The following is a 21047-nucleotide window of genomic DNA, read 5'->3' on the forward strand; positions in this document are numbered from 1 at the left end:
TGGTAAACCTGAAGAACCCTCCTCTAAGGGGCCATAGCTCTTTGCTAGAACGTACAATTTCCAAAACCGCCCTGCATTTGTCGTTACAACTTGGGTAAACTCGGCACACTTTGTGATAGAACAATTGTTGATAGGCTTACGCAAAGGCGTTAAGCGGCCCACAGGGCGTGAAACCGACCATCAAAGGACGAACTATATGATCAAAAAATGCCTGTTTCCCGTCGCCGGCTACGGCACCCGCTTTCTTCCGGCCACCAAGGCGATGCCCAAGGAGATCCTGCCGGTAGTAAACAAACCCCTGGTTCAGTACGGCGTTGAGGAAGCCGCCGAAGCAGGTATTCACGAATTCGGCTTCGTGACCGGTCGCGGCAAGCGGGCCATCGAGGATCATTTCGACATCAGCTACGAACTCGAACAACAGATTGCCGGCTCGGGTAAGGAAGAGCTGCTGACCTCCATCCGCGAGCTGATCGACCACAACAGTTTTGCCTTCACCCGGCAGAATGAGATGAAGGGCCTCGGCCACGCCATACTGACTGGTCGCAACCTGGTGGGTGACAACCCGTTTGCGGTCGTGCTGGCGGATGACTTCTGCATTGGCCCCGACGGTGAAGATGGCGTCCTGGCGCAGATGGTGAAGCTCTACAACCAGTTCCGCTGCTCTATTGTAGCCATCGAAGAAGTGCCGGCTGATGAAACCCACAAGTACGGGGTGATCGCAGGTGAATCCATGAAAGATGGCCTCTACCGGATCACAGACATGGTAGAAAAGCCGGCTCCGGAAGATGCGCCCAGCAACCTCGCCATTATCGGCCGCTATATTCTCACGCCGGATATCTTCGAAATTATTGAGAAGACCCCGGCGGGCAAGAACGGTGAAGTCCAGATCACCGATGCCCTTCTCGAGCAGGCGAAAAATGGTTGCGTGCTGGCTTATCAGTTCAAAGGTCGCCGGTTCGATTGCGGCAGCATTGATGGCTTTGTGGAAGCCACCAACTACGTCTACGAGAATATCTACAAGAAAGACAAGTAAGAAACCCGGGGCGGGATCAGTTGCCCAGGATTTGCAGAATCATTCGCCGGTTTTCCGCACTTGTCCTTCGGAACCGGCGAAGAAGCTCCGCTTCTTCCGTGGTCAACTGGACCTTCTCGAGGACTTGTTCCAGCTCGTCCAGCGACTCGAGAAGTTCGTCGCTCTTATCCAAGGCAATACCGGGCAGCTCAAGTTGCCCATGGTCCTCAGGCTTTTCTGGCTCCCAGTGCTGAATGGGTTGCGCATGCTGCATGGCCACTTACCTCGTCATCCAAGCCGGGATACTTGTCCCGATAATGCCCTGCGAAGTGAATCAATCCGGAAATGTAACGTACATATAGCTTTGCACACAATCTGCCTATACTGAAGATGGCAACAACCAAACAGGCTATTTATGGCGGCAAGAACTCTGGATATCGACTCGGCATGGGAGTTGGTGCTTAGCGCAGTTAACCGCAGCAATGTGACACTGCCATTGCCGGGAACCGACAAAGAAGCGGTAAAACTGAACGGCCACGGGGCCTGGCATCTGATGCAGCCGGCCACGGGTGAGGCGAAGGATCTGCTCTCGGTATTCCTACCCCTTTGTCGGCCCGTGCCAGATAACGGTAGCCCCAAAGTTATTGGTCAGTTGGGCCAGAGCCTGGACGGACGCATTGCCACGGTTACCGGTCGCTCCCGATTCATCAACGGCGACGATGGAATTACCCATCTGCACCGGATTCGCGCAGTGTCGGATGCGGTTGTTGTCGGGGCCGGAACCGCCACTACAGACAATCCCCGTTTGACCGTTCGCCGCACCAGTGGCCGCAACCCTGTGCGCGTGGTCATTGACCGTCACCATCGCGTACCAGACAGCCATCACCTGTTCACCGATGGCGAAGCTCCCACCCTGCGGTTGGTGGCAGGTACTTACGAGAAAGCGAAGAATCCATCGATCGGTTCCGGGGTTACTGAGATTCCCTGTCTCGGGGATGCCGAATCCGAAGATGCCGTCGATCCGAGAGTGATCCTCGAGGTTCTCGCAGACCTGGGGCTGAAAAAAGTTTTTGTGGAAGGGGGCGGTGTTACCGTTTCGTGCTTCCTGAACGCTGGCTTGCTGGACCGCCTTCACGTGATGGTCGCACCCATGATCATCGGCAGCGGCAGACCAGCCTTCTCGCTTCCCGAGATCGACTTTCTGGATGATGCCTTGCGGCCGCGCGCCCAGCTTATAAACCTCGGCAGCGACATGCTGTTCGACCTCGACTTTACCCGTGATGTGTAGGTCGAAAAAAAGCAGCCCCTGGTAAACTGGACACCAAAACCAACGCTCCGTACCCGACGCTCAGCGCCACGCCCTGCTCCGCGGGCAATCCCGCCATCGGCCACAGCAAGGCTGCCGCGCCCTCGCGGATGCCCCAACCGGCAACTGTCAGTGGTACCACCATGCTCAGCAACAGGATACTGCCCAGACTGACAATGATGGCCGCCGACTCTGTACTTTCGATATAACCTGCGCCCCAGGCCAGGCAGAGAAACACCCCGAGATAGCTTGCCAACACCAGTAAAGATGAGCCAATCTGAACCGGCAACACCGTTCGGTTAAGCAAAGACTCGTAAAGATCCCGCCTGAGCCGCTGAAGATAAGCCGCCAGCCCGGTTTTGAGGGCCAGCCAGAGTGCAAGAAACACCCCAATAACGCCGGCGCCCAGCAAGAGCCCGCCATTCCATTGACCAGCCGCTACCCGTCCGGATCCAAGCAACCAGATACCCGATATGACGACTACGAGCGCCAAAACCAATTGGCCCGAAAGTCGCTCGATTGCCACCCCGTGCACAGCGGAGAGGCGCTCTCCGGCGCCGCTGCCATGTCGCCAGGCCCGGTTTACGTCGCCGAGCACACCTCCCGGCAACACCTGGTTCAGAAACGTCGCCAGATAGTACTCCCGCACCGCTACTCCATAGGCCAGGGGCAGCCCGAGCCGTTCGACGGTGTAACGCCATCGCCAGGCAGACAATGCCACCTGAAAGACCGTAAGTGCCAGTGCGGGAACCAGGACATAGGGAGAAAAGCGGGCAAGCTCCTGCCAGAGCTCACCCGAATCAATCGAGCGGATCACGAATCCGATAACCAGAACCGTGAATAACCAACGGGCCGCCAGCCTCACCTGCCGTTGACGCAGTTCGGTCAAGGCAATGCCTCGGGTGGCAGTGCCAGCAGATCCAGATGTCTCACAACAATCTTAAGATCCCCTTTGGATAACTGCTGATTGCGTGTCTCCAGCCAGCGTGACAATCGGTCCGCCTCGTGAGGTGACTGCTCAATGGCCGCGTCGATCCAGCCCTGCATCAGCATTTTGGCCAAGGCGTGATCCGCGCCATCCAGTATCCAGGGGGATTCCGCCAGTTCAACCCGGTAACCTTCGGCAACCAGCAGGCCTTGCAAGACAGTGCTGGCCTCCGGCCCGAGCGCGGCACCAATTCCCTTGTCGCCGTGCTGGTGCCGATTTACCAATGTCTTCACCAGCTCATCATCAGGATGCTCGGGAGACAGCTCAAAGTGACCGGCATAGCTCAACACAATGAGCATCGCGGACTTCCTTCCTGCGGCTGCGAGGGCTAACGCATCCAGCCATGGCTCGGAAACCAGATCAATCAGTGCTGACGCTGTTATCAGGTCCGCCTCCCGGGGCAGTTGTTGCTCCATGTTTTCCGACGTCAGCTGAACCGGGCGGGTTTCAAACGGCACATCCAGGCAGTCCACACGCTGTCCGGCCTCCCGCAATAGTGCAGAATCCTGATCCAGTGCCAGCCAGGTTTGAGGCACCTGCAGCGCAGGCACCAGGAAAAGCGCGTTCGAGCCACGGCCTGTGCCAATGTCGACAATTCGCATCGGGTAGTGGCTCTCCGGTGACAAGCCATCATAACGATTCAGCAACCACTGATTGAGCTGATCGGTCAGCCCTTGTGAGCGAGCCCGGTGATCCGCTGCTTCCCGGGCTGCCAGCCATGTGCTCTCGAATTCCGAATGCTGGTGCAGATGCGTGGAAAGGCCACTGAAGTAGTGCAGCGCTTCTAGGACATCTTTGCCGGTATCCCCCCATGAGCGGATTCGGCGGGATTCCCTTGCGGCAAGTTTACGGGCGTGCTCAAGCTGTTCCGGATGTTCCAGCCAGTTCCTGAGGCGCGCCTCAAGGGCCCTGACATCGCCCGCACAATACTGAACCACACCAGGCCTGGCGGAGTTGTTGGCAAGGGCGCCGCCATCGGAGGAAATAACGGGTAGCCCTTCCGCCAGCGCCTCATCAATCACCATGCCATAGCCCTCGTACAGGGAGGGTAGTACAAAGAGATCCGCCTTGCGGTAGAGCTCGGCCAGCCCGGCTTCTTCGACTTCCCCTGCCAGCGCAATCCTGTCTTCAAGGCCCGCTTCTGCAATCGCCCGGCGAACCTGCTGGCTATATTCCGGATCACGACTGTCAGATCCTGCCAACGTGCATTGCCACGACACGCCCTTCAGGTTTTCCAGCGCCTCCACCAATTGATGCTGGGCCTTTCGGGGTGAAAGATGAGCAACGCACAGAATGTGCGGGGTACCGGTTTGCGACGACTGATCACAGCCTATGGGGTTCGCGGCTCGGGTGACGCCCGGCTCGGCAACCCTGATCATCTCAGCCGGCACCTCATAATCCGCCAGGCGAGCGGCGGTGTGTTGGCTGGTGGTGATCACCCCGTTTACAAATCCAAGCGCCCGCGTTTCTGAATCAAAAAACCACTGTCTATTAGCTTCACTGATCCCCGTTTCATCAGCCAGGGGGTGGTGTACCAGCGCGATCAGATTGAGGCGTGGGGAATGCTTTTCAACAATCTCCGGCAGCCCCCCCATGGCAAGACCATCAAGTACCACAGAGGCGCCATCAGGCAGACTCGCGAGCTTCTTATCCATCCCATTACGGGCAACCCTGTCCGGGCGTGGAAACTGCCCGGGCAACCCACTGACCCGGGCTCTGCAACCGGCGTCGCCCAGGGCTTCCACGAGCTTGCGGACATACCGGTAGCCGCCCGTGTTCTGTTCCGGATCACCCGGAACAATAAACTCCAGGAAGCCCGGTTTGTCAGATTCCGGCATGGTAGCTTGCCCAGGCAATGTGGGATTCCGAGAGGGTGACTTTCAGGCTGACAATCCCTTCTCCTGTCTCGCCGAGACGGCCACCGTGAATGGCTGCCGCCATACGATCGAAAACCAGTTTGGCCATGAATTCGGTGGTGGTATTCCTGCCACGCAGTTCCGGCAGCTCGTCCAGGTTCTGCATATTGAATTCGGAGAGAATGCTTTTGAGGATCTCGGAAGCCAGGCCTATGTCGACGACCAGGTCGTCCTTATCCAGTTGGTGACGCTCAAAGGTCACGTCGACCACATAGGTGGCACCATGAACCTTCTGTGCAGGACCAAAGATCTCTCCGTTGAAGCTGTGGGCAATCATCATGTGGTCCCGGACCGTCAAACCGAACATAGTCTCTCCTTAGCAGGCAATTTTGGATTTTCAGTAAACAACGCGATGGCACAGAGTATCCCGGCCATCAATCAGAATTCGCGCCATGGATTTTGGTAGATCATCAAACTTGCACTCGCCGGTTATCAGCACATCCAGCGCATCGTCCTGGAGCAATTCCAATGCAAGCGCCAGGCGTTTGCGATAGTCCCACCGTGGGACTCGAGATGGCACTATCTGGCCCACCTGGCTGGATTTCAGGGTCAGACGCCGCGGATGGAAGGCGGCCCCCAACGGTGCAGATACCAGCTGATCCCCGTACCAGCTCATTTCCACAATGGTCGCCTCCTGCCCTGCCAGCCCAAGAGCGGTCTCCAGGCCCGAGGGGTGGCCACTGGCATGGATAACAAGGTCGTGATCATCAGGGGCCGACTCACTGCTGAAGGTCAAACCGAGCTGTTCGGCAACGGCCTGTCTCTCTGGATTCGTATCGATCGCGGTGACACGGGCTCCCGGGATACGACTCGCCAGCCAGGCGACGAGCAGGCCAACAACGCCAAGACCAACCACCGCAATGCGGTCACCGACTGCTGGCGCTCCATCCCAGAGGCCGTTTACAGCGGTCTCCATGTTGGCGGCAAGTATTGCTCGCTCGGCGGGCAAGTCTTTGGGCAAAGGCGTCAACGCCGACGCCGGCACCCGGTAGCAATTCTGATGCGGATAAAGGCAGAACACCGTTTGGCCCACTAACTCTGCAGGCCCTTCCACTACTTTGCCGACGCTGGCGTAGCCGTACTTTACTGGCCAGGGAAAATCTCCCTCCTGAAACGGCGCCCGCATGGCTGCGTATTCGCTCTTTGGTACCCGGCCATGGAAAACCAGTGATTCCGTGCCCCGACTGATACCCGAATACAGCGCCTGAACCGTAACCGATTCGTCCTTCTGCTCGTCATCAGAGGTAACCAGTGGCGTTTCCAGAATCTCGCCCTTGCCGGCGCCGGTTACCCACCAGGCTCGTGCCATCGATTCGGTGTTCGGCTCATCAGGGTCGCGATGCAAAAGGATCTCCTTTTTAGCAGTTTTTCAAACGTGCTGGTCGTCGCCCTGCACGGGCTGAACCTTCAGGTCTGAACACGGTCTATGCTCGTAAGCATGTTCAGTTATACCAACTATAGTCAGTGTACAGCGCATCCGAGGTCTTTGATGCCTGCAATCCTATACGCTGGAGTTCATTGATGGATTCTAACGGCCATTCAGCTTCGCAAAGGATGCCACTTGCCCTGGATCTCGTCTGGGGCTTTGGGCTTGTCGCCCTGTTCTGCGCAGCCACCGGCTGGTTAACCCAGCCCCCCGTCCTTTTCTACTTCTTGGCAGCGGCGCTTTACCTGGCCGCTTGTGCCCTGATCATCCGGTTCTGGCCCGAAACCCGGGATTTCGGATGGGCAAACCGGGCGACGCTGCTGAGAGGCAGTCTGGTGATAGTCCTGGTGGCTCTGGCCCCCTTTGCCGACCACCTCACTGACAGCCTCTGGCTCTACGGCTGGATGGCATTGCTGGCGCTGATTCTGGATGGCGTAGACGGAAAAGTCGCCAGGGCCACCGGCTCCCAGAGCGAATTTGGCGCCCGCTTCGACATGGAACTGGATGCCCTGTTTATTCTCGGCCTCAGCGTGGCTGTCCTGGCATTGGGCAAGGCTGGTCCCTGGGTTTTGGCCCTGGGCCTCATTCGCTATGCCTTCGTTGTCGCGACTCACTTCCTGGACTGGCTGAATGCCCAACTGCCGGAGAGCTTCAGACGCAAGACGGTTTGCGTTTGGCAGATCGTTACCCTGCTGGTGGCCGTTTTGCCGCCGGTCAATGCGCTATTCGCCAGTATCACGCTTGCAACTGCCCTCGCACTGCTTGTGTGGTCGTTTTTCCTGGATATTCACTGGCTTTATCAGAGGAGACATCACCATGATGTTCATTAAACGGAAAACCCTTACCCGTTCTGCCATTGCCCTGCCTGCTGCTCTCGCACTGAGCCCGGCAGCCATGGCCGAGCCGAGTAACTTTGTTGTCGACGACGAACACTTTTCAATGTTCTTCGAAATCATGCACATCGGCTACGCCCCGGTAATGGGGATGTTCCGCGAAGTAGAGGGACAATTCGTTTACGACGAGGAAGCCAGGGAGCTCGAATCTGGTCAGCTGGTGTTCCAGAGCGACAGTGTGTACACCAACCACAAGAAGCGTGACGAACACGTTCGCAACGAGGATTTCCTCGACGCCGACGAGTATCCTGAGATTACCTTTACTATTACCGACTTCGAAACGACTGGCGAGAACACGGGCAAAGTAACCGGCGATCTGGAGTTACTCGGCCAGACACGGCCCGTGGTGCTGGATGTGACCCTCAACAAAGCAGACGTTTACCCCTTTGGTCATGAGGAATACACACTGGGCATCAGCGCTTCCACCACCCTGAAACGCAGTGAATGGGGCATGACATACGGCCTTGATGGCGCGATGGTCGGTGATGAAGTGAAATTGCACTTTGGCTTCGAGGCCATTCGGGAATCCGGCATGTTCTGATCACCGGCTGATCGGAATGTGAACCGCCGCACAACGCGGACACATTCTGTTACACATAGAGTCCGGATTTTGGGGTGCGGCGGAAATCCCGTTATCTTTAGAGTTACAACAATAATCAAGGGAACTGCCGCATGCCGGGCAAGGTCGCTCTTCTTCTGACACTGGTAACGGCTGGCGTGGTTGGCGCGGGGTATCTGCTCTCCGCTGACAACCACACAGATTTCAGCTGGTTTTCGAAGGTGGTCGACTCGGCCGAGACGGCGCCTGTCCAAAGCGCAGGCCTGGCAAGGCAGTCTTCTACCGATCCCTCGGCTGAGCCGGAACCACCCTCGGATAACGCCCTCGGGTTCATGCTGGCCAGCGTTGCCGATCAATACGCTGAAACTACCCGATACCCTCCCTGGTCCATACCTCTCTCCCCGGAACAGGCGAACGCCTACCGTGGCAATCACTACGAGCCGGTCAGTCTGCCCCTCGAAGGTGACGGGCAGTTCACCGTAACGCTGGAGAAATACCGGTTTACTGCAGGGGAACAAATTCTTGTTGCAGCGGCTATCCGGGGCTCTCAGGTGGTCGGTCGCTCGCTGTCTGCAACGCTGGAGAGGCCGGAAAGCCGGGATGCCATCGCTGGCACCACCTTGGAAGAGGCGGGTTCCCCGGGTTACTTCGAGGGCGTTCTGTCCGCCGACGAATCACCGGGTGAATATCGGCTGATCGTTGAGACCCGGCTTGATGGCAAACCAGTCCGCCATGTCTCAACACTGGCCATTGAACCTTACCTGGGCGAATTCGAGGGGCTTGGCGATGCCCGTATCCAGGGTAACAATCTGATAATTCCCGTTCGTTTCTCGCCGGAAGACCCCGGCTACTACGCACTTTCGGCCCAGCTGTTTGTTGGCCAACGCCCGGTTGCTCAACTGCAGATGGAGAAAAGGCTGGACAGCACGTCGAACACGATCAATCTCAAGGCACACGGCACGGTAGTTGGCCAATCAGACGATGGACGGCCAGCTACAGCTGAAAACCTGCAGATTCGGCAGCTTCCCGCCCGGCCAGGTGACCGGACTAATTACGCTTTCGGCCCCGACGAGGGCTACGCTTTCACACCACCGGATCTCGGCAGTCTTACCGATACACCGGCGGTGAATCCCGAATCAGAACAACGCGCGGCTCTGCTACGGCAGCTTGCCGACAAGTTCTGATGGCAGGGCGCAGGCTCTGCACCGGCTAACGCCGGGCTGTACCGCTACAAGTGGCGGATAAACGTCTTGTGACAACAATAAAGCAGCAAAGACGGAGCAACTATGAAAACAACAAAGATCGGAAATGCCTGTAAGGCCGCCCTGGCGGTCGCTATCACCGGCAGCTTGTTTGCCGGCACCGCCCAGGCCCAACTGGCCGGGCACAACGTGATCCTGGTTCACGGATTCCAGCAGCAAGACCTGGCCAACCCTCCTGCCAATCTGCAGGAGGTGAAGAACGCCGGCGAGGACTATTGGCGTACTTTCTGGCTCTCCCGGGCCGAGGCCCGTATCGACTGGGGCAGTGACGGGCGCGTTGAGGGTGGTATTGCCCAGCAAGCCTATGAACAGATGCGTCAGATCAGTCAGCAAGGTCTGTGCAATGACTTTTGCATCGTTGTTTCTCACTCTACCGGGGATCTCGTTACCCGGTATCTGCTGGAAAACCAGGCACGCTGGCTTCAATCCGAGGGCCTTCAGCCGTTGAAAATCCTGGCAACCCTGGATTACTCCGGCGCCGGCGGTGGCACTGAACTGGCCAACCTGGCACTCAGCCTTGCCTACAACGACAGCTGGTACAACTGGCCCCTCCGGGCAGCAGTAGAAGCCTTCACCGGCATTGAGCCGGAACCCGGCAAGCTGGGCGTGGTAAACGACCTGCAAACCAACGCAGCGCGTAACCTCGCGGTGAGCCCGAATGGAATCCCAAGGCTGCGTTTCGTGGCTGGTGGGTCATCCTATGGCGGTATCACCAAGCCATTCATCGCCGGCACGGACGATGGCGTGGTACCCACCCATTCGGCCTGTGGTGCCACCTCCGCCGCCGGGATCGATTCCTGCTCTTCCAGCATCAGCCTGGCGGGCAAGGTAACGAGCCAGGATGGCCCGGCCGCTCTTTACTTCAACCACTATCCGGTACTGATGAACGAGGGAGTCACCCACAGCGGCGTGCTCGGCTCCGAGACGGGCAACATCTCCGTTCCGGTGGTCAACAACACCACTCTCGGCGGTTTGCAGGTGGATTTCGCCAGCCGCACCTACAACAAGCGCGCCTGGTGGCAATGGTGGGGTTCCGGTGACCGGTACATTGAAGTGCCCGGCTCAGATCAGACCGATATGTCGAATCTGGTTTACACAACCCTGAATAACTGACCTGACACGGACCAATACTGTAAAGGGCTCAGGGAAGAGCCGCTTCTCACCTCGGTAGTTTTACCCATCTTTCCTTTTTAGTTCGCAAACTATACATTGGTTCGCTTTCGCCGTTCGATTCAAGCACTGCCGCCAAGCGATATCCGATGTCTGACACTCACAAATCCGATCTTCTACTGGTTGTTGTCACCCTGTTTGCAGCCATCAGCTGGATGTTTTCCAAGGAAGCAGTACTGCTGATGCCGCCTCTCATGTTCATGGCGGCCAGGTTTTTGATCGCCGGGACCGTGCTCGCCTTTTTCGCCCGTCGCTCGCTGATGAAACTGAGCGTCGATCAGCTCCGCCGAAGTGTGGGTGTCGGGCTGGTGTTTGGCACGGCCATGACCTGCTGGGTGATGGGACTGGTTCATATAACCAGTCTGGGTGAAGGCGCCTTTTTGACCAGCCTGGGTGTCGTAATAGTGCCGATTATCGCACGCCTGGTATTCAAGGAAGCCCAACCGCCGAGCACATGGCTGGCGATTCCGATTGCCGTTGCCGGGCTCGCGCTGCTCTCCCTTGAAAACGGATTTCGCCCTGAAGCAGGCCAGATCTTCTTTGTCATGGCAGCGACAATTTTCGCCCTGTATTTCAATCTCAATACCCGGGCGGCCAATCAGAGAACCGTGATAAACCGGCTCGGCAGAACGGTGGAAAAACACCGCGTACCCGCCCTGCCCCTCACAGCCATTGCGCTGCTGACGGTCGGCCTGCTTACCCTGGTTGAATCCATGATTATGGAGCCCTGGCGGCCTACCCTGAATAATCTCTCGCCAATGCTGGCCTGGTGGGTGGTGGCCAGTGCCGTGATTGGCACGGCCGGTCGTTTCCTGCTTCAGACGTTCGCCCAGAGCCTGTCTGCGAACAGCCATGGCGTGGTGATTCTGGTACTTGAGCCGGTGTGGGTTGCTCTGTTCGCGGCAGGATGGTTTGGCGAGTCTATGACCGGCATTCAACTGGCCGGCTGTGGCCTCATCTTTGCCGCCCTGATCGTCAACCGCTGGGCCGTGCTGAGCAAAGCCATCAAGGAAAAACTCCGCAAGCGGAAAACCGCATAAAAGTGGTTGACCAGCATCGGCTGAATCAGTATATTTCGTCCCCGTTGCAGGACACAGGACCATAGCTCAGTTGGTTAGAGCGCTACCTTGACATGGTAGAGGTCCCCAGTTCGAATCTGGGTGGTCCTACCAATTCTGCAAAGAAAGTCAGTTACTTACACGCCCCGTAAGAACTGGCTTTTTTTCTTTCCCGATATTTTCCCAATATTTTCCCGAAACGAATCGCTTATACAGTGGTCGCTCTCCCCTGCTTTTCACGTATCCTCCAGCACCTCAATCAGGCGGAGTGAACACCGTTGAGAATCACCACAGAAATGCTCCAGGAACTGGAGCGATCGATAGCTCCAGATGCCCAGGCAGAGATCCGAATCTATGCCGGCGGATGCGATATCCGCGTGCGCTGGAACAAAGGATTGAGAGAAGCCAATCAGAACTTGGGCGCGGAGCAGCTGGCCCAGATCGAAGAGTTTCGGGAAGAGAAGATGCGGCTGGCCTGGGACAAGCTGATTGCCAAGTTCCAGGGGTTGCGGGATATGAAGCCCCGTTACTGAGGCTCACTGAAAGGTGCGAGATATCGCACGCCAGATGGCGCACATGGCCGACATTACTTGCTCGCGAACCAGGTAGACTGGCCACCGGTCTGAAGGAACAGGCCGTCTCGGACCAAAGCCGGCAGGGATGCCAGGCGAACGCGACACCTGCCCAGTGGTGTGACTACAGCGAGAGTGCTGCCTGAGACTATTAAGGGAGGGGCCGGAAGCCCCTCCCCTTTTTCACTCCTCGAAAGCACCAAGGATCTGGTGCAACACCTGAAGCACAAGCTCCTTTTCCTGTGCGAAGATCACCCTGAAAAACTCATTAATAAGAATTAGGGCATTCTTATCGTTCAGGTGTACTGCCTGCTCAATTGCAAAAATGAGCGTTTCGAGTAGTGCCTTTGCGGCTTTAAGATCCATACTTCTCTCCTTATTTTGGATCAGTTGCACACAAACAGGCACACGGGAGTACTGGAAATACACCTTGCATGGTGTATCCTAGAAAGTGCGGTAACGAAGTCGGCAAACTCAAACCGCTAGCTCCAGGCAGGCCTCCCGAGGCCTGCTTTTTAGTTTCTGTATTCGCTATTCTGTTCGTCTCATCACCTCCTTTCTTTTGTCGGGCCTAAATTACGGTCGCAGTGAAATTAGGAAAGTAATCTTTACCCCTCTAATTTCTACTCCTCGCTCTGGATTCTAGTTAGATTTTCCAAAATCGGTAACTAATCTGCTACAAAATGCGACACTCTTTGGTGTTATTGAATAAGCCACCGGTCCCAGCTAACGGATCAACTACTATTCAATCACAGATTTTCAAACTGCAACCCCGGGAATCCAGATACTCGCATATTAATAGTGCGCTTCCAGGAACTGTCAGTAGCAAATCCATTAAAACACAGATCCGGATTCTTCCAAGCGGCCATACCCAAGTCACTTGAAATCCCAGATTACCCGTTAAGAGAGTTTCCACAATCCCCGAAAAAGGGGTTACTAAGAAAGAATTTTCAAGAAAGGTCGACGTGCGAGGAGCCTTAGCGTGTGGGCAGCGAGACTACTGAATGGAAAGGCGATCGAGAACGAAACCTTCTGCAAAATCTTGCTCGAGGAGATTTGAAATCACATCCGGATAGCCATCCATTTGGCTATACCAAACTGGAGATCGGTCGTTGGCCAGTTCTGGCTCATAGTAAACGAGGGAGAGCGCCTTTTGCCCGTTAGCTTTCACTCCGGCGCCCCATAGCAGCCCCCTGGCTCCATACTCCGTGTTCACGGTATCACCCAGGCTGTTGGTGCTGGTAAAGCTATCAACGCCGAAACCCTGCGGGATGGACAATGAGGCAGTCTGGGTATAGGTGTTGTTCCCCGAGAACGAATCGCCCTGCACCTGCAGAGTTTTCTGTTTCACGCCATCCATGAAAATGTTCACTTCTTCCGAATCGCTATTGGATCCGGAAAAGCTAACCACCCACTCGTTGAATCCATCCTGCGTGTCATAGGGATCGTCCGCGCTGGTGGTGTACTCCGATGTGAAATAGTGGCACCAAATGGCGCAGAAGTTGAACCTGGCATCAATGGAGACAATCTTCAGTTCATTGTCGGTGGATGAGAACGCCTCGTTGATCGACTCGGAAAGCGTGCCGCTAGGCGTTGCCTGTCCATCGTCGGAAAACTGCAGCTGCGTTGTTGAATCGGAACTGGCGCTCCAGGTGAACGGCGCTTCAGCAAGAACCTTTCCTTCGCTCGTGACGATCTGGGTGGGGCCCCCGCTGGTCACAGTCTCGGAGAACGATGAGACACCTTCACTGAGTCGTGGGAAGTTGGTGTTGAGCCTGCCGACCAGGTGATTATCCCGATACAGCGAATAAGCCGGTATCTTCTGGCTTACCTCAACAACTTCTTCACCAATGTATTCGTAATAGATTGGGCGCTTATTCTCTGAAATGCTTCGATTGGTGACCACCCTCCGCTCGATAACCTCTGGAACAATGTCATCCGAAAGGATGTTGGTGTAGTCGAGAGTTGTCGTACCAATTGTGTCGTTTTTATCCCACATCTTTAGATAGCTGACGCCGGTTGAGAGATTCAGCCGCATCCGGTAGATCTGTTCTGGCAGGAGGTTGCCCCTGTTCCGAGCAGTGCAAACCGCCTCTTTGCCATCGCGGCTGAAATACCAGTCAGTGGTGGAGGCCAACTGGGTGGAATTGTAGAACGTGAATAGCTCTTCTTCCTGAGCCTCAGGGATGGGCCTCAACTGCTCATCAAGGGCAACACGAACAACAGAGCCAGATTCCGCAAGATATTTTTCTGCGTTAACCACAGCAACCAGATATCGCTGGTCACCCTCAGTGTAAACGGCAGCGCCGTGCACGTTGTCACTGAATACCCAGAGCACTTCCCCGCGCATGAACACTTCGGGGCCAGCCATCCAGTCCTTGCGCCAGTGCGCGAAATCGCCGGGCTGATTGGGATAGTCTTTTGTATCAGGCTCGCCCACCCCGTGAACGTCGTACATCCTGGTTGGAGGCCCAGCCCAGGAAAGAACAACGCCCTTATCACCAATCCAGTTTCGATACCCGTAGCGCTGCGGCAGGCCCTTCTCAATGTTGTAGGAGCCGGCCTTGTAGTTCAGCTTCCACACACCGTCATAACCATCTTCGGCGCCGATGGGCGGATTAATCTCCCCCAGTTCCGTTTCATACGGTTGGCCATGCACGATCGCGAACGATACTTTGTCTGGCATCACCACCTGGTACCGGGAAACCCAGAACACAAAGCTGATATCCGAACAGGGAACAGGCTCTTTCTCAAACCCAATCACCAAAGGGCCCGACTCGGTAAAACGCACCAACACGCGATCGCCGTCTTCAAAGGCAGCCCCGTTGCAATCCATGTACTGAATTGGCACCGACTGATAAACAGCCTGCTGATTGATGTTCAGCTGCTGGGCAGAAGAAAAGGCGTCATCCAGCGTCACTGTGCACGCATCACCGGTCAAATCGCTGATCGTGCCAAGCCGGTAACCGGGCCGCCATTTCTGAACACCAGGGAGGATGGCCAGATTAAAGTACAACTGAGGAGCTGACTGGGCGATGTCAGGGAAAAGCGATCCATCACGCGAAGCGTCATAACCGGCTTCACCGCTAAAGCCTGGCTGGATGATGACACCGCGACCTCCCTCGTCATTGAGATCGGCAAGGCCCACGTCTCCACTCAGCTCTTCAGTAAAGTCCGCGCACCAGGCGTCCAGGGTCTTTGATTCCGGTACCGCTTCCAGGAGATTGCGACGCTTTAGAAGCGAGAGGTTTTCAGCAATCAGAACGTCCCGCTGGTACCGCAGCCGGCCGATCGCCGCCGTCTGTTTGGCCAGCTCCACCTGAAGATCGCCAATCTGCCCAGCGAACTGGTCAGGCGCCTGGCGATAGTCATCGATCAGCAGATCAATATCACGGCGCAAGTCATCGGCCTTCCCTTCCGTTTGCAGCACCTCCAGTTTCTTTTCTGGAATCAACACGGCCAACTCGGCAATGCGTTTGTTGACGCGCTCCAGCTCTGCCTTCACACGCTCCACCGCATACTTCAGCCGAACCCGATAAAGCCCCGCACCTTCACTCGCAACAATCTCACCGCGCGACATCAGCTCTGCCCCACTTCACAGAACTTGTCAGCCCGGCTCACGTAGTAATTGATGAAATCCACAGTGAATTCCGCGTTGCGGGCCTGAACCGTCATACCAGGCCGGAGAAAAAGGTCAATGGAGCAGCGCGCTCGAAACTTGCCATCGGAGAAGTTCAGAGATCTCAGACCCTTCAGCGGCCTGGTATTCTGGGAGGAAACGAAACCGGGCCCATACCCGGAAACCGTAGCGGTCAGCTGACGGGGGCCCTCGTCATATCGGAAAGAAGAAAAATCGGAGCGCATGATCTCTTCAGAGCGCTCCGAACCATCTGAGAATCGATACCCTTTGGACACGATCAACTCACCGCCGGAACGCTCCTGAATCTCTTCCAGCCGTCCAGAGGCGCCAGGTATGACAGCCTGAAGATAGTTGCTGTTCTCGCCACTACGCGCTGTCGCTTGCCAGCTCGAAATCCGGAACACGAGATCCGGGTTACCTGTGATGGTGAGCGTGTAGAACTCCCTCAGCTGCCGTGGATCCAGACCTTCAGTCCAATCCTGGAACCCCTGGAACTGTGCGGTAAGTCCGAGTTCCGCTTGGATGGCACCAAAGGTGGATGCGGCCTCACCCTGAAGTGAGGCACTGAAATCAAGGCTGGCGCCAATTGTTCCTTGAACTCCCTGAATTCCTTGAAGCGCAGCAGAAAAGCCGAGCGCAGCAGCCAAACTGCCGACGTGGTGGCCACCCTCAAAAACAGGAACAAAACCAAGCTCCGCCTGAATCGTGCCGTTCGTGCTCGCGTTACCAATGAACTCCGCCGAAAAAGTCAGCTCTGCAACAATCGATGATTCGGTGGTTCCACCAGCCCCGGAGAGATCGATATTGTTCATCGCAGGCGGAGAATATCCTGCCTGAGCGCCCGATAGATCAATATTGGAAACGCTGGGAGGTGTGTAGCTCACGCCTATGCCGCTCCAAAATTGGTAACATCGTAAGGGCCATGGACCTGGGGCTGGTAGCCGCCACCATAGAGATAGAACACGAAGTAAACCTCAACCCCGTCGTAATCATCGAATGTGAAGTTTATCGATGTAGAGCTGAAAAGAACGTCGTATACCTTGTTCACCTCCTGCTGGAGGCCAGACACCACCACAAGCGCATCGATTTTCACTCCCGTGGCATCCTGCGGAAACGTCAGTTCCATGCTAACGTTGCGCGTTGTCATCACGCACCCCCGATCGTAATCGTCCCCGAAGTGATCGCAACCGGCCCATTCTCTGTGATAGTGCTGGTGTTTAGAGTGAGTTCAGCGCCGTCACCCGGACCTCCTGCAGTAAGGTAAAGCACTTCTGCACCATCCCGGTCCAGAATCCTCGCCCATTTTTGATCGCCTCCGGCATTCGCCGAATTGTCATTGCTGATAGGCTCAAAGGTGATTTCGCCGTCCGTTTCGTTCGCTGCAGTGTTGGTCAATGCTAGCTCTGCCAATAAAGTGTCGGTGATGGTCTGCCCCATCGAAGCCGGTTCCGCACCGTCGTATACCTCTATAATCGGCGAGCTTATTGACCCGTTGGCGATCTTAGAGATGATGAGTTGCGCAATTTCTGAGCGGATTGCAGTAGTTAGTTTCATTGATCGATTCGCCTCTCAACAAGAACCACCAGCCGGATGGATTCAGTGGTTTCGGAATAGTTTTCCGGGGCGCCAATAAAGCACCCCTCCTCAAACGCAACAATCAAACGGCCATAGGCCTTAACCATGCGGATAACGTTGTCCACCTGGTCTTTACTTGAAGGTGTCCATTCAATGCTGAGCACCCGGTCAGCATCCGAGTAACCGAAATCATTGATCTCGGCTTCACCATCCAGCGTTGCCGTGCGCGAAACCCTCCGCGAGAAGTCAGCGAGCCCACGAGGATCCACATTGTTCACGGTCACCAGGCCATTCAGATCGAACTCTGGAGCAGTAATAAACAGCATCATCCGTTAAGCCTCAGTAGCAGCTCTTCGCCCTGCGCATTCATGCGCACCTGGATTCCCTCGAGCAACGCAAACATAAGCGCCTCAAGGTGCGGCTGAAGACCATCACCGGAAACCTTGATCAATGCGTCACCATTCTGGAGCTGACGGGTTTTCTGGCGGATGTATTCAATTTGCGCTTCAGTCAGCTTGCTTTGGTCATTGAGGGATTGTTCGCGGTATTCGTTTTCTTTGCGGAGCTGTTCATTGATGCTGATCTGAGTGAGTCGACTCGCATCATCGAAACCACTGAAGAGATCAGTAATTGTCTTGCCTGTGCTTTCGAAGGTGTCGCTGATCGTGTTGGCTATGGCCTCAACCTGATCTGCGTTCGCCTGAACCTCAGAAATGTCCAGGGAGATCTTCGCCTCGACATTCTTGATCCGCTCATTGCTGGCAATCTTCTCCATCTCGATGAAGAACTCTTCGGACTTCTCAACCGCTTTTTCGGTTTTCTTAGCCGTGTCCTCCATGGCATTGCCGGATTTGACGATAGTGCCGGAGAAGGAGTTGATCTTGCCGGTGGCTTCGTCATATCCGAGCTGAAGAGCTTTGTTGTTCTCCGCGAGCACTGCAGTGGTTTTGGACACTTCTCCCAGTGCACCACCGCTTGCTGACACCTGACGGTTCAGCTCTTCGACGGCATCAGTAATGCCGCGCTGTGAACCGCTGAACTCCTCAGTTTTGTTGGCGTTGTCGACCAACTGCTGGGCGTAACGGTTGAACTCCTGGCGTTGATCTTCCGTGATTTCAGTGGTGTAACCCATGGTCTGGCCAAGGGTTTTGTTCATCTCGTCGTAGCGCTGACTGATCTTCCGAAGTTCTTCGGTTTCGTCCTGCAGCTTCTTGATCTCACCGGTGGCAGGCGCGAAACTGTCGGCTAGAGATTTGATCTCATCCGCATTGAAGTACTGATAAAGCTTGGAGCCAATGGAACCGAACTCTTCCTCAATGTAATCATTGATGAATGTTCCGAAGGCATAGCCGCCAGTCAGAGCCAGCCCAAGCAGGCCACCCTTTCCAGCTGTAGTTGAAGCGATACCCTTAATGCTGTTCAGGTTGCCGATAATCGCTTTGAAACCCTGAGCGCCAGCCAAGGCAGTCAGGCCAGTGCCAACGCTACTCAGCCCTCCGGCGAGGCCACCGATGGCTGGCAGAACCGTATCGATCGCTTTCCCGACACCCAGAATCTCACCAACCGTTTTCTTGGTGGTGCCATCAAGCTGTTCGAATTCCTCAATCCCTTTGCCAATGGCCTGGAACAGAGGCTCAAGCCCTTCGGCAATCCCGCTGGATACCTGCACCAATGCCGTGAACGCATCCACCACCCGCTGCATAGCAGACTGCAGCCCTTCCACCGTGGACAGATCCACGTTGCCAAACAGGCCTACGAACAAATCATCGAGTTCACCGCCCAGATCACCAAAGGATTCGAGCAGGTCTGAGAAGTCCAGCCCGGAGAGCGCTTCGGGGAAGTTTGCAGCAATAACCTGGAGCTTCTGGTCAATGTCCTGAGCAAGCCCTTCCAGACCGTCCAGAATGGGCGCAAAGGCACCATCACCCAACTTGATCTCATTACCCAGGGAATTGAAGATGCTGGTAACACTTTTAACCGCAGAGCGGGTTTCGTCGGTGAGGCGGCCACCCAGGCCAATCAGAGCGGATTCAACGTTGTTGCGAAGGGTCTGGCCAAGGTTTGCCAGGGTGTCGGATAGTTCCTTTGCTGCTGTTTCAGAAGCTCCGGCATTGTTTTTGAAGGCTTCCAGGTTCTGCGCAAACTTTTCAGAGGCGTTGCCCGTAAGGGCCAGCACCGGTGCCAACGCCTCGACAGAACCGAACAGCTTGGCAATGACCTCAGTGTTTCCGCCCGTGGCCTTCTCCACATCCTCAAGAACACCAGCAAAGCCCTTGCTTTCAAGGGCAGCTGCGTTGAACTCGAGGCCAAGCTCTTTGGCCAGGTCGCTGGCTTCTTTCGAGGGCTTCAGAATGGCATTGATAGCCGCCCGGATACCGGTGATCGCTTCCGCTGTTCCGGTACCGGTCTCCGCCGTAATGGTTGCGATCGCACCCGCCATCTCATCGAACGACAGGCCCGCCGCTGCAGCAATGGGAGCCAGCCGACCAATGGCAGCTGACAGTTCCGGAATGGTGGTTTGGCCCAGCTGAACAGCGGTGAAGAACGAATCTGCGTAGTCCCCGGCTTCATCAGCTGAAGCACCGAAGGCGTTCATCACGCTGACCAAGGCTGTTGTTGTGTCGCCAAGGTCCGCCTTGCCAGCGATCGCCAGCTGTTCAGCAGCCGCGATCAGCTCCAGGGAATCCTTGTAATCAACGCCCGCCGAGATTGCTCCATAGGTAGCGCTGGTGATCTGGTCAAGGGATGCGGTGGAGCGCTCCGAATACTCCAGAATCTGAGCCTGAAAATCCCGGAGATTATCCGCCGGCTGCCCGATCAGGGTGGCGATCTCACCGAACGCGGTATCGAAGTCATCCGACAGCTTCACCGCGAAGGCCGTGATACCCACACCAGCAGCAGCCAGAGCAAGATCCAGCTTCACGATGCTGTCTGTGATATCGGCCAGAACGCCGGTCACATTCCCTGTTTTGTCCACCAGGCCATCCAGCCCACGGCCAACTGAGTTGATGGCACCGCCAGTGTTATCAACCCCACCGAAGATCAGCTCTACCGTTTTCTTGAGGTCTGCCATGTTTTCTCCGGGCATAAAAAAACCCTGCCGAGGCAGGGTTCATTGGTTCAGAGTTTGCTCTAGCTGCAGTAATAAGCGACTTCGCTTTCCCAGCGAGTCACGCGGTCTTCCGCATCTCTCCGCTCGCTTTGTTTGTAACCGCGCCGGAGAAGCTGATCGAGCTCATTCTCATACCTTTGAAGGATAATCTTTGCCTTCCGGCATGAACTGGATTCTGTGCGGGGTTTCTGAGAAGTTGAAGCAATATCGCTGTCGGCTCTGCGCTCGGCGCGTTCCTGGTCTATGCGATCCAGCATTTCTCGCTGGCGATCCGTAACCATGGAGCCGGTCTTGCTCTCCCGTATCTGAACTTCTTCCTGCTGACCAGGTGGAGGCTGGTTCCCAAAGTGAACGTTGCCGTTCTCATCAGTCCACTTATAAACCTGGGCAAAGGCAGAGAATGAAAGGGTGGCCAGAAACAGTAGTAAGAAGCGCATGTATTACCTCCGTGTAACAGTTTGTAAAACCTTAGCACATTACTTTTTGCTCTGCGCTTCGAACCATAGTGCCCACAAGGCCACTTCCGTTTCCGTTAGGTAGCCCTCTGGAAACACATCG

At 55.8% G+C, this 21047-nt stretch carries 21 protein-coding genes and 1 tRNA gene; 9 read left to right on the top strand and 13 right to left on the bottom strand.

Features of this window, described 5'->3' with window-relative positions; translation table 11 throughout:
• Nucleotides 1–196 precede the first annotated feature (196 nt).
• A complete protein-coding gene (galU, locus tag HP15_RS09630) occupies nt 197–1033 on the top strand; it encodes a UTP--glucose-1-phosphate uridylyltransferase GalU (RefSeq protein WP_014577289.1) in 837 nt (278 codons plus the stop codon).
• A 16-nt stretch (nt 1034–1049) separates the two neighbouring features.
• Here the strand turns inward: galU and HP15_RS09635 are convergent, their stop codons facing one another.
• On the bottom strand, nt 1050–1286 hold the full coding sequence (locus HP15_RS09635; protein ID WP_041645256.1) for a hypothetical protein: 237 nt from the start codon (nt 1284–1286) through the stop codon (nt 1050–1052).
• Between the two features lie 141 nt (nt 1287–1427).
• Between HP15_RS09635 and HP15_RS09640 the strand changes: the two genes are divergently transcribed.
• Entirely contained in the window at nt 1428–2300 is an 873-nt protein-coding gene (locus tag HP15_RS09640; RefSeq protein ID WP_014577291.1) for a RibD family protein, read from the top strand.
• On the opposite strand, the gene HP15_RS09645 is transcribed toward HP15_RS09640, so the two are convergent.
• Genes HP15_RS09645 through HP15_RS09660 form a run of 4 tightly spaced genes read right to left on the bottom strand, consistent with a single transcriptional unit; the run spans nt 2284 to nt 6567 of the window.
• A complete protein-coding gene (locus HP15_RS09645; protein WP_014577292.1) occupies nt 2284–3207 on the bottom strand; it encodes a lysylphosphatidylglycerol synthase transmembrane domain-containing protein in 924 nt (307 codons plus the stop codon). The two genes, HP15_RS09640 and HP15_RS09645, sit on opposite strands and share 17 nt — an antisense overlap.
• The gene (locus HP15_RS09650) at nt 3204–5144 is read right to left on the bottom strand and encodes a glycosyltransferase family 4 protein (protein WP_014577293.1); all 1941 of its coding nucleotides are present in this window, start codon (nt 5142–5144) and stop codon (nt 3204–3206) included. Before HP15_RS09650 ends, HP15_RS09645 begins: the two co-directional genes overlap by 4 nt.
• Nucleotides 5131–5529, bottom strand: coding sequence for a 6-pyruvoyl trahydropterin synthase family protein (locus HP15_RS09655; RefSeq protein ID WP_014577294.1), 399 nt, complete (start codon nt 5527–5529; stop codon nt 5131–5133). Before HP15_RS09655 ends, HP15_RS09650 begins: the two co-directional genes overlap by 14 nt.
• 30 nt (nt 5530–5559) lie before the next feature.
• The gene (locus HP15_RS09660; protein ID WP_014577295.1) at nt 5560–6567 is read right to left on the bottom strand and encodes a zinc-dependent alcohol dehydrogenase; all 1008 of its coding nucleotides are present in this window, start codon (nt 6565–6567) and stop codon (nt 5560–5562) included.
• A 176-nt stretch (nt 6568–6743) separates the two neighbouring features.
• On the opposite strand from HP15_RS09660, the gene HP15_RS09665 reads away from it, so the two are divergent.
• The 7 genes from HP15_RS09665 to HP15_RS09695 all read left to right on the top strand — a co-directional run bounded on the left by HP15_RS09665 (nt 6744) and on the right by HP15_RS09695 (nt 12123).
• Nucleotides 6744–7478, top strand: coding sequence for a CDP-alcohol phosphatidyltransferase family protein (locus HP15_RS09665; RefSeq protein WP_041645257.1), 735 nt, complete (start codon nt 6744–6746; stop codon nt 7476–7478).
• Nucleotides 7465–8082 (top strand): YceI family protein, encoded by a 618-nt coding sequence (locus HP15_RS09670; RefSeq protein WP_085987844.1) that lies wholly within the window; start codon nt 7465–7467, stop codon nt 8080–8082. The genes HP15_RS09665 and HP15_RS09670 overlap by 14 nt, the downstream gene beginning before the upstream one ends.
• A 131-nt stretch (nt 8083–8213) precedes the next feature.
• Nucleotides 8214–9284 (top strand): hypothetical protein, encoded by a 1071-nt coding sequence (locus HP15_RS09675; protein ID WP_014577298.1) that lies wholly within the window; start codon nt 8214–8216, stop codon nt 9282–9284.
• Nucleotides 9285–9386: 102 nt separating this feature from the next.
• Nucleotides 9387–10475, top strand: a complete 1089-nt coding sequence (locus tag HP15_RS09680) for a hypothetical protein (protein WP_014577299.1) — start codon at nt 9387–9389, stop codon at nt 10473–10475.
• Between the two features lie 146 nt (nt 10476–10621).
• Nucleotides 10622–11572, top strand: a complete 951-nt coding sequence (locus HP15_RS09685; protein ID WP_014577300.1) for a DMT family transporter — start codon at nt 10622–10624, stop codon at nt 11570–11572.
• A 55-nt stretch (nt 11573–11627) separates the two neighbouring features.
• Nucleotides 11628–11704 (top strand) — tRNA-Val (locus tag HP15_RS09690).
• Between the two features lie 164 nt (nt 11705–11868).
• Nucleotides 11869–12123, top strand: a complete 255-nt coding sequence (locus tag HP15_RS09695; protein WP_169702156.1) for a hypothetical protein — start codon at nt 11869–11871, stop codon at nt 12121–12123.
• A 222-nt stretch (nt 12124–12345) separates the two neighbouring features.
• Here HP15_RS09695 and HP15_RS09700 read toward each other — a convergent pair whose 3' ends face one another.
• The 8 genes from HP15_RS09700 to HP15_RS09735 form a co-directional block, all read right to left on the bottom strand.
• Nucleotides 12346–12528: a hypothetical protein gene (locus HP15_RS09700; protein ID WP_014577302.1), complete on the bottom strand. Its 183-nt coding sequence runs from the start codon at nt 12526–12528 to the stop codon at nt 12346–12348.
• A 631-nt stretch (nt 12529–13159) separates the two neighbouring features.
• The gene (locus HP15_RS09705; protein ID WP_014577303.1) at nt 13160–15742 is read right to left on the bottom strand and encodes a hypothetical protein; all 2583 of its coding nucleotides are present in this window, start codon (nt 15740–15742) and stop codon (nt 13160–13162) included.
• Nucleotides 15742–16614: a hypothetical protein gene (locus HP15_RS09710; protein WP_014577304.1), complete on the bottom strand. Its 873-nt coding sequence runs from the start codon at nt 16612–16614 to the stop codon at nt 15742–15744. The genes HP15_RS09705 and HP15_RS09710 overlap by 1 nt, the downstream gene beginning before the upstream one ends.
• 74 nt (nt 16615–16688) lie before the next feature.
• Nucleotides 16689–16949, bottom strand: coding sequence for a hypothetical protein (locus tag HP15_RS09715; protein WP_041645258.1), 261 nt, complete (start codon nt 16947–16949; stop codon nt 16689–16691).
• Nucleotides 16949–17356, bottom strand: coding sequence for a hypothetical protein (locus HP15_RS09720; protein ID WP_041645260.1), 408 nt, complete (start codon nt 17354–17356; stop codon nt 16949–16951). Before HP15_RS09720 ends, HP15_RS09715 begins: the two co-directional genes overlap by 1 nt.
• Nucleotides 17353–17706 carry a hypothetical protein gene (locus HP15_RS09725; RefSeq protein WP_014577307.1) on the bottom strand — a complete coding sequence of 118 codons (354 nt, stop codon included), beginning with the start codon at nt 17704–17706 and terminating at the stop codon, nt 17353–17355. The genes HP15_RS09720 and HP15_RS09725 overlap by 4 nt, the downstream gene beginning before the upstream one ends.
• A complete protein-coding gene (locus HP15_RS09730) occupies nt 17703–20450 on the bottom strand; it encodes a phage tail tape measure protein (RefSeq protein ID WP_041645261.1) in 2748 nt (915 codons plus the stop codon). The genes HP15_RS09725 and HP15_RS09730 overlap by 4 nt, the downstream gene beginning before the upstream one ends.
• Before the next feature lie 59 nt (nt 20451–20509).
• Complete coding sequence (locus tag HP15_RS09735) at nt 20510–20926, bottom strand: DUF4124 domain-containing protein (protein WP_014577309.1); 417 nt, start codon at nt 20924–20926, stop codon at nt 20510–20512.
• Nucleotides 20927–21047 lie beyond the last annotated feature (121 nt).

Source organism: Marinobacter adhaerens HP15 (assembly GCF_000166295.1).
GTDB lineage: Bacteria > Pseudomonadota > Gammaproteobacteria > Pseudomonadales > Oleiphilaceae > Marinobacter > Marinobacter adhaerens.

Bases quoted from the DNA above. Each gene is read 5' to 3' on its own strand.
- galU (WP_014577289.1), top strand. From the start codon at position 197: ATGATCAAAAAATGCCTGTTTCCCGTCGCCGGCTACGGCACCCGCTTT.
- HP15_RS09635 (WP_041645256.1), bottom strand. From the start codon at position 1,286: ATGCAGCATGCGCAACCCATTCAGCACTGGGAGCCAGAAAAGCCTGAG.
- HP15_RS09640 (WP_014577291.1), top strand. From the start codon at position 1,428: ATGGCGGCAAGAACTCTGGATATCGACTCGGCATGGGAGTTGGTGCTT.
- HP15_RS09650 (WP_014577293.1), bottom strand. From the start codon at position 5,144: ATGCCGGAATCTGACAAACCGGGCTTCCTGGAGTTTATTGTTCCGGGT.
- HP15_RS09655 (WP_014577294.1), bottom strand. From the start codon at position 5,529: ATGTTCGGTTTGACGGTCCGGGACCACATGATGATTGCCCACAGCTTC.
- HP15_RS09665 (WP_041645257.1), top strand. From the start codon at position 6,744: ATGGATTCTAACGGCCATTCAGCTTCGCAAAGGATGCCACTTGCCCTG.
- HP15_RS09670 (WP_085987844.1), top strand. From the start codon at position 7,465: ATGATGTTCATTAAACGGAAAACCCTTACCCGTTCTGCCATTGCCCTG.
- HP15_RS09675 (WP_014577298.1), top strand. From the start codon at position 8,214: ATGCCGGGCAAGGTCGCTCTTCTTCTGACACTGGTAACGGCTGGCGTG.
- HP15_RS09680 (WP_014577299.1), top strand. From the start codon at position 9,387: ATGAAAACAACAAAGATCGGAAATGCCTGTAAGGCCGCCCTGGCGGTC.
- HP15_RS09685 (WP_014577300.1), top strand. From the start codon at position 10,622: ATGTCTGACACTCACAAATCCGATCTTCTACTGGTTGTTGTCACCCTG.
- HP15_RS09700 (WP_014577302.1), bottom strand. From the start codon at position 12,528: ATGGATCTTAAAGCCGCAAAGGCACTACTCGAAACGCTCATTTTTGCA.
- HP15_RS09705 (WP_014577303.1), bottom strand. From the start codon at position 15,742: ATGTCGCGCGGTGAGATTGTTGCGAGTGAAGGTGCGGGGCTTTATCGG.
- HP15_RS09710 (WP_014577304.1), bottom strand. From the start codon at position 16,614: ATGAACAATATCGATCTCTCCGGGGCTGGTGGAACCACCGAATCATCG.
- HP15_RS09715 (WP_041645258.1), bottom strand. From the start codon at position 16,949: ATGACAACGCGCAACGTTAGCATGGAACTGACGTTTCCGCAGGATGCC.
- HP15_RS09720 (WP_041645260.1), bottom strand. From the start codon at position 17,356: ATGAAACTAACTACTGCAATCCGCTCAGAAATTGCGCAACTCATCATC.
- HP15_RS09725 (WP_014577307.1), bottom strand. From the start codon at position 17,706: ATGATGCTGTTTATTACTGCTCCAGAGTTCGATCTGAATGGCCTGGTG.
- HP15_RS09730 (WP_041645261.1), bottom strand. From the start codon at position 20,450: ATGGCAGACCTCAAGAAAACGGTAGAGCTGATCTTCGGTGGGGTTGAT.
- HP15_RS09735 (WP_014577309.1), bottom strand. From the start codon at position 20,926: ATGCGCTTCTTACTACTGTTTCTGGCCACCCTTTCATTCTCTGCCTTT.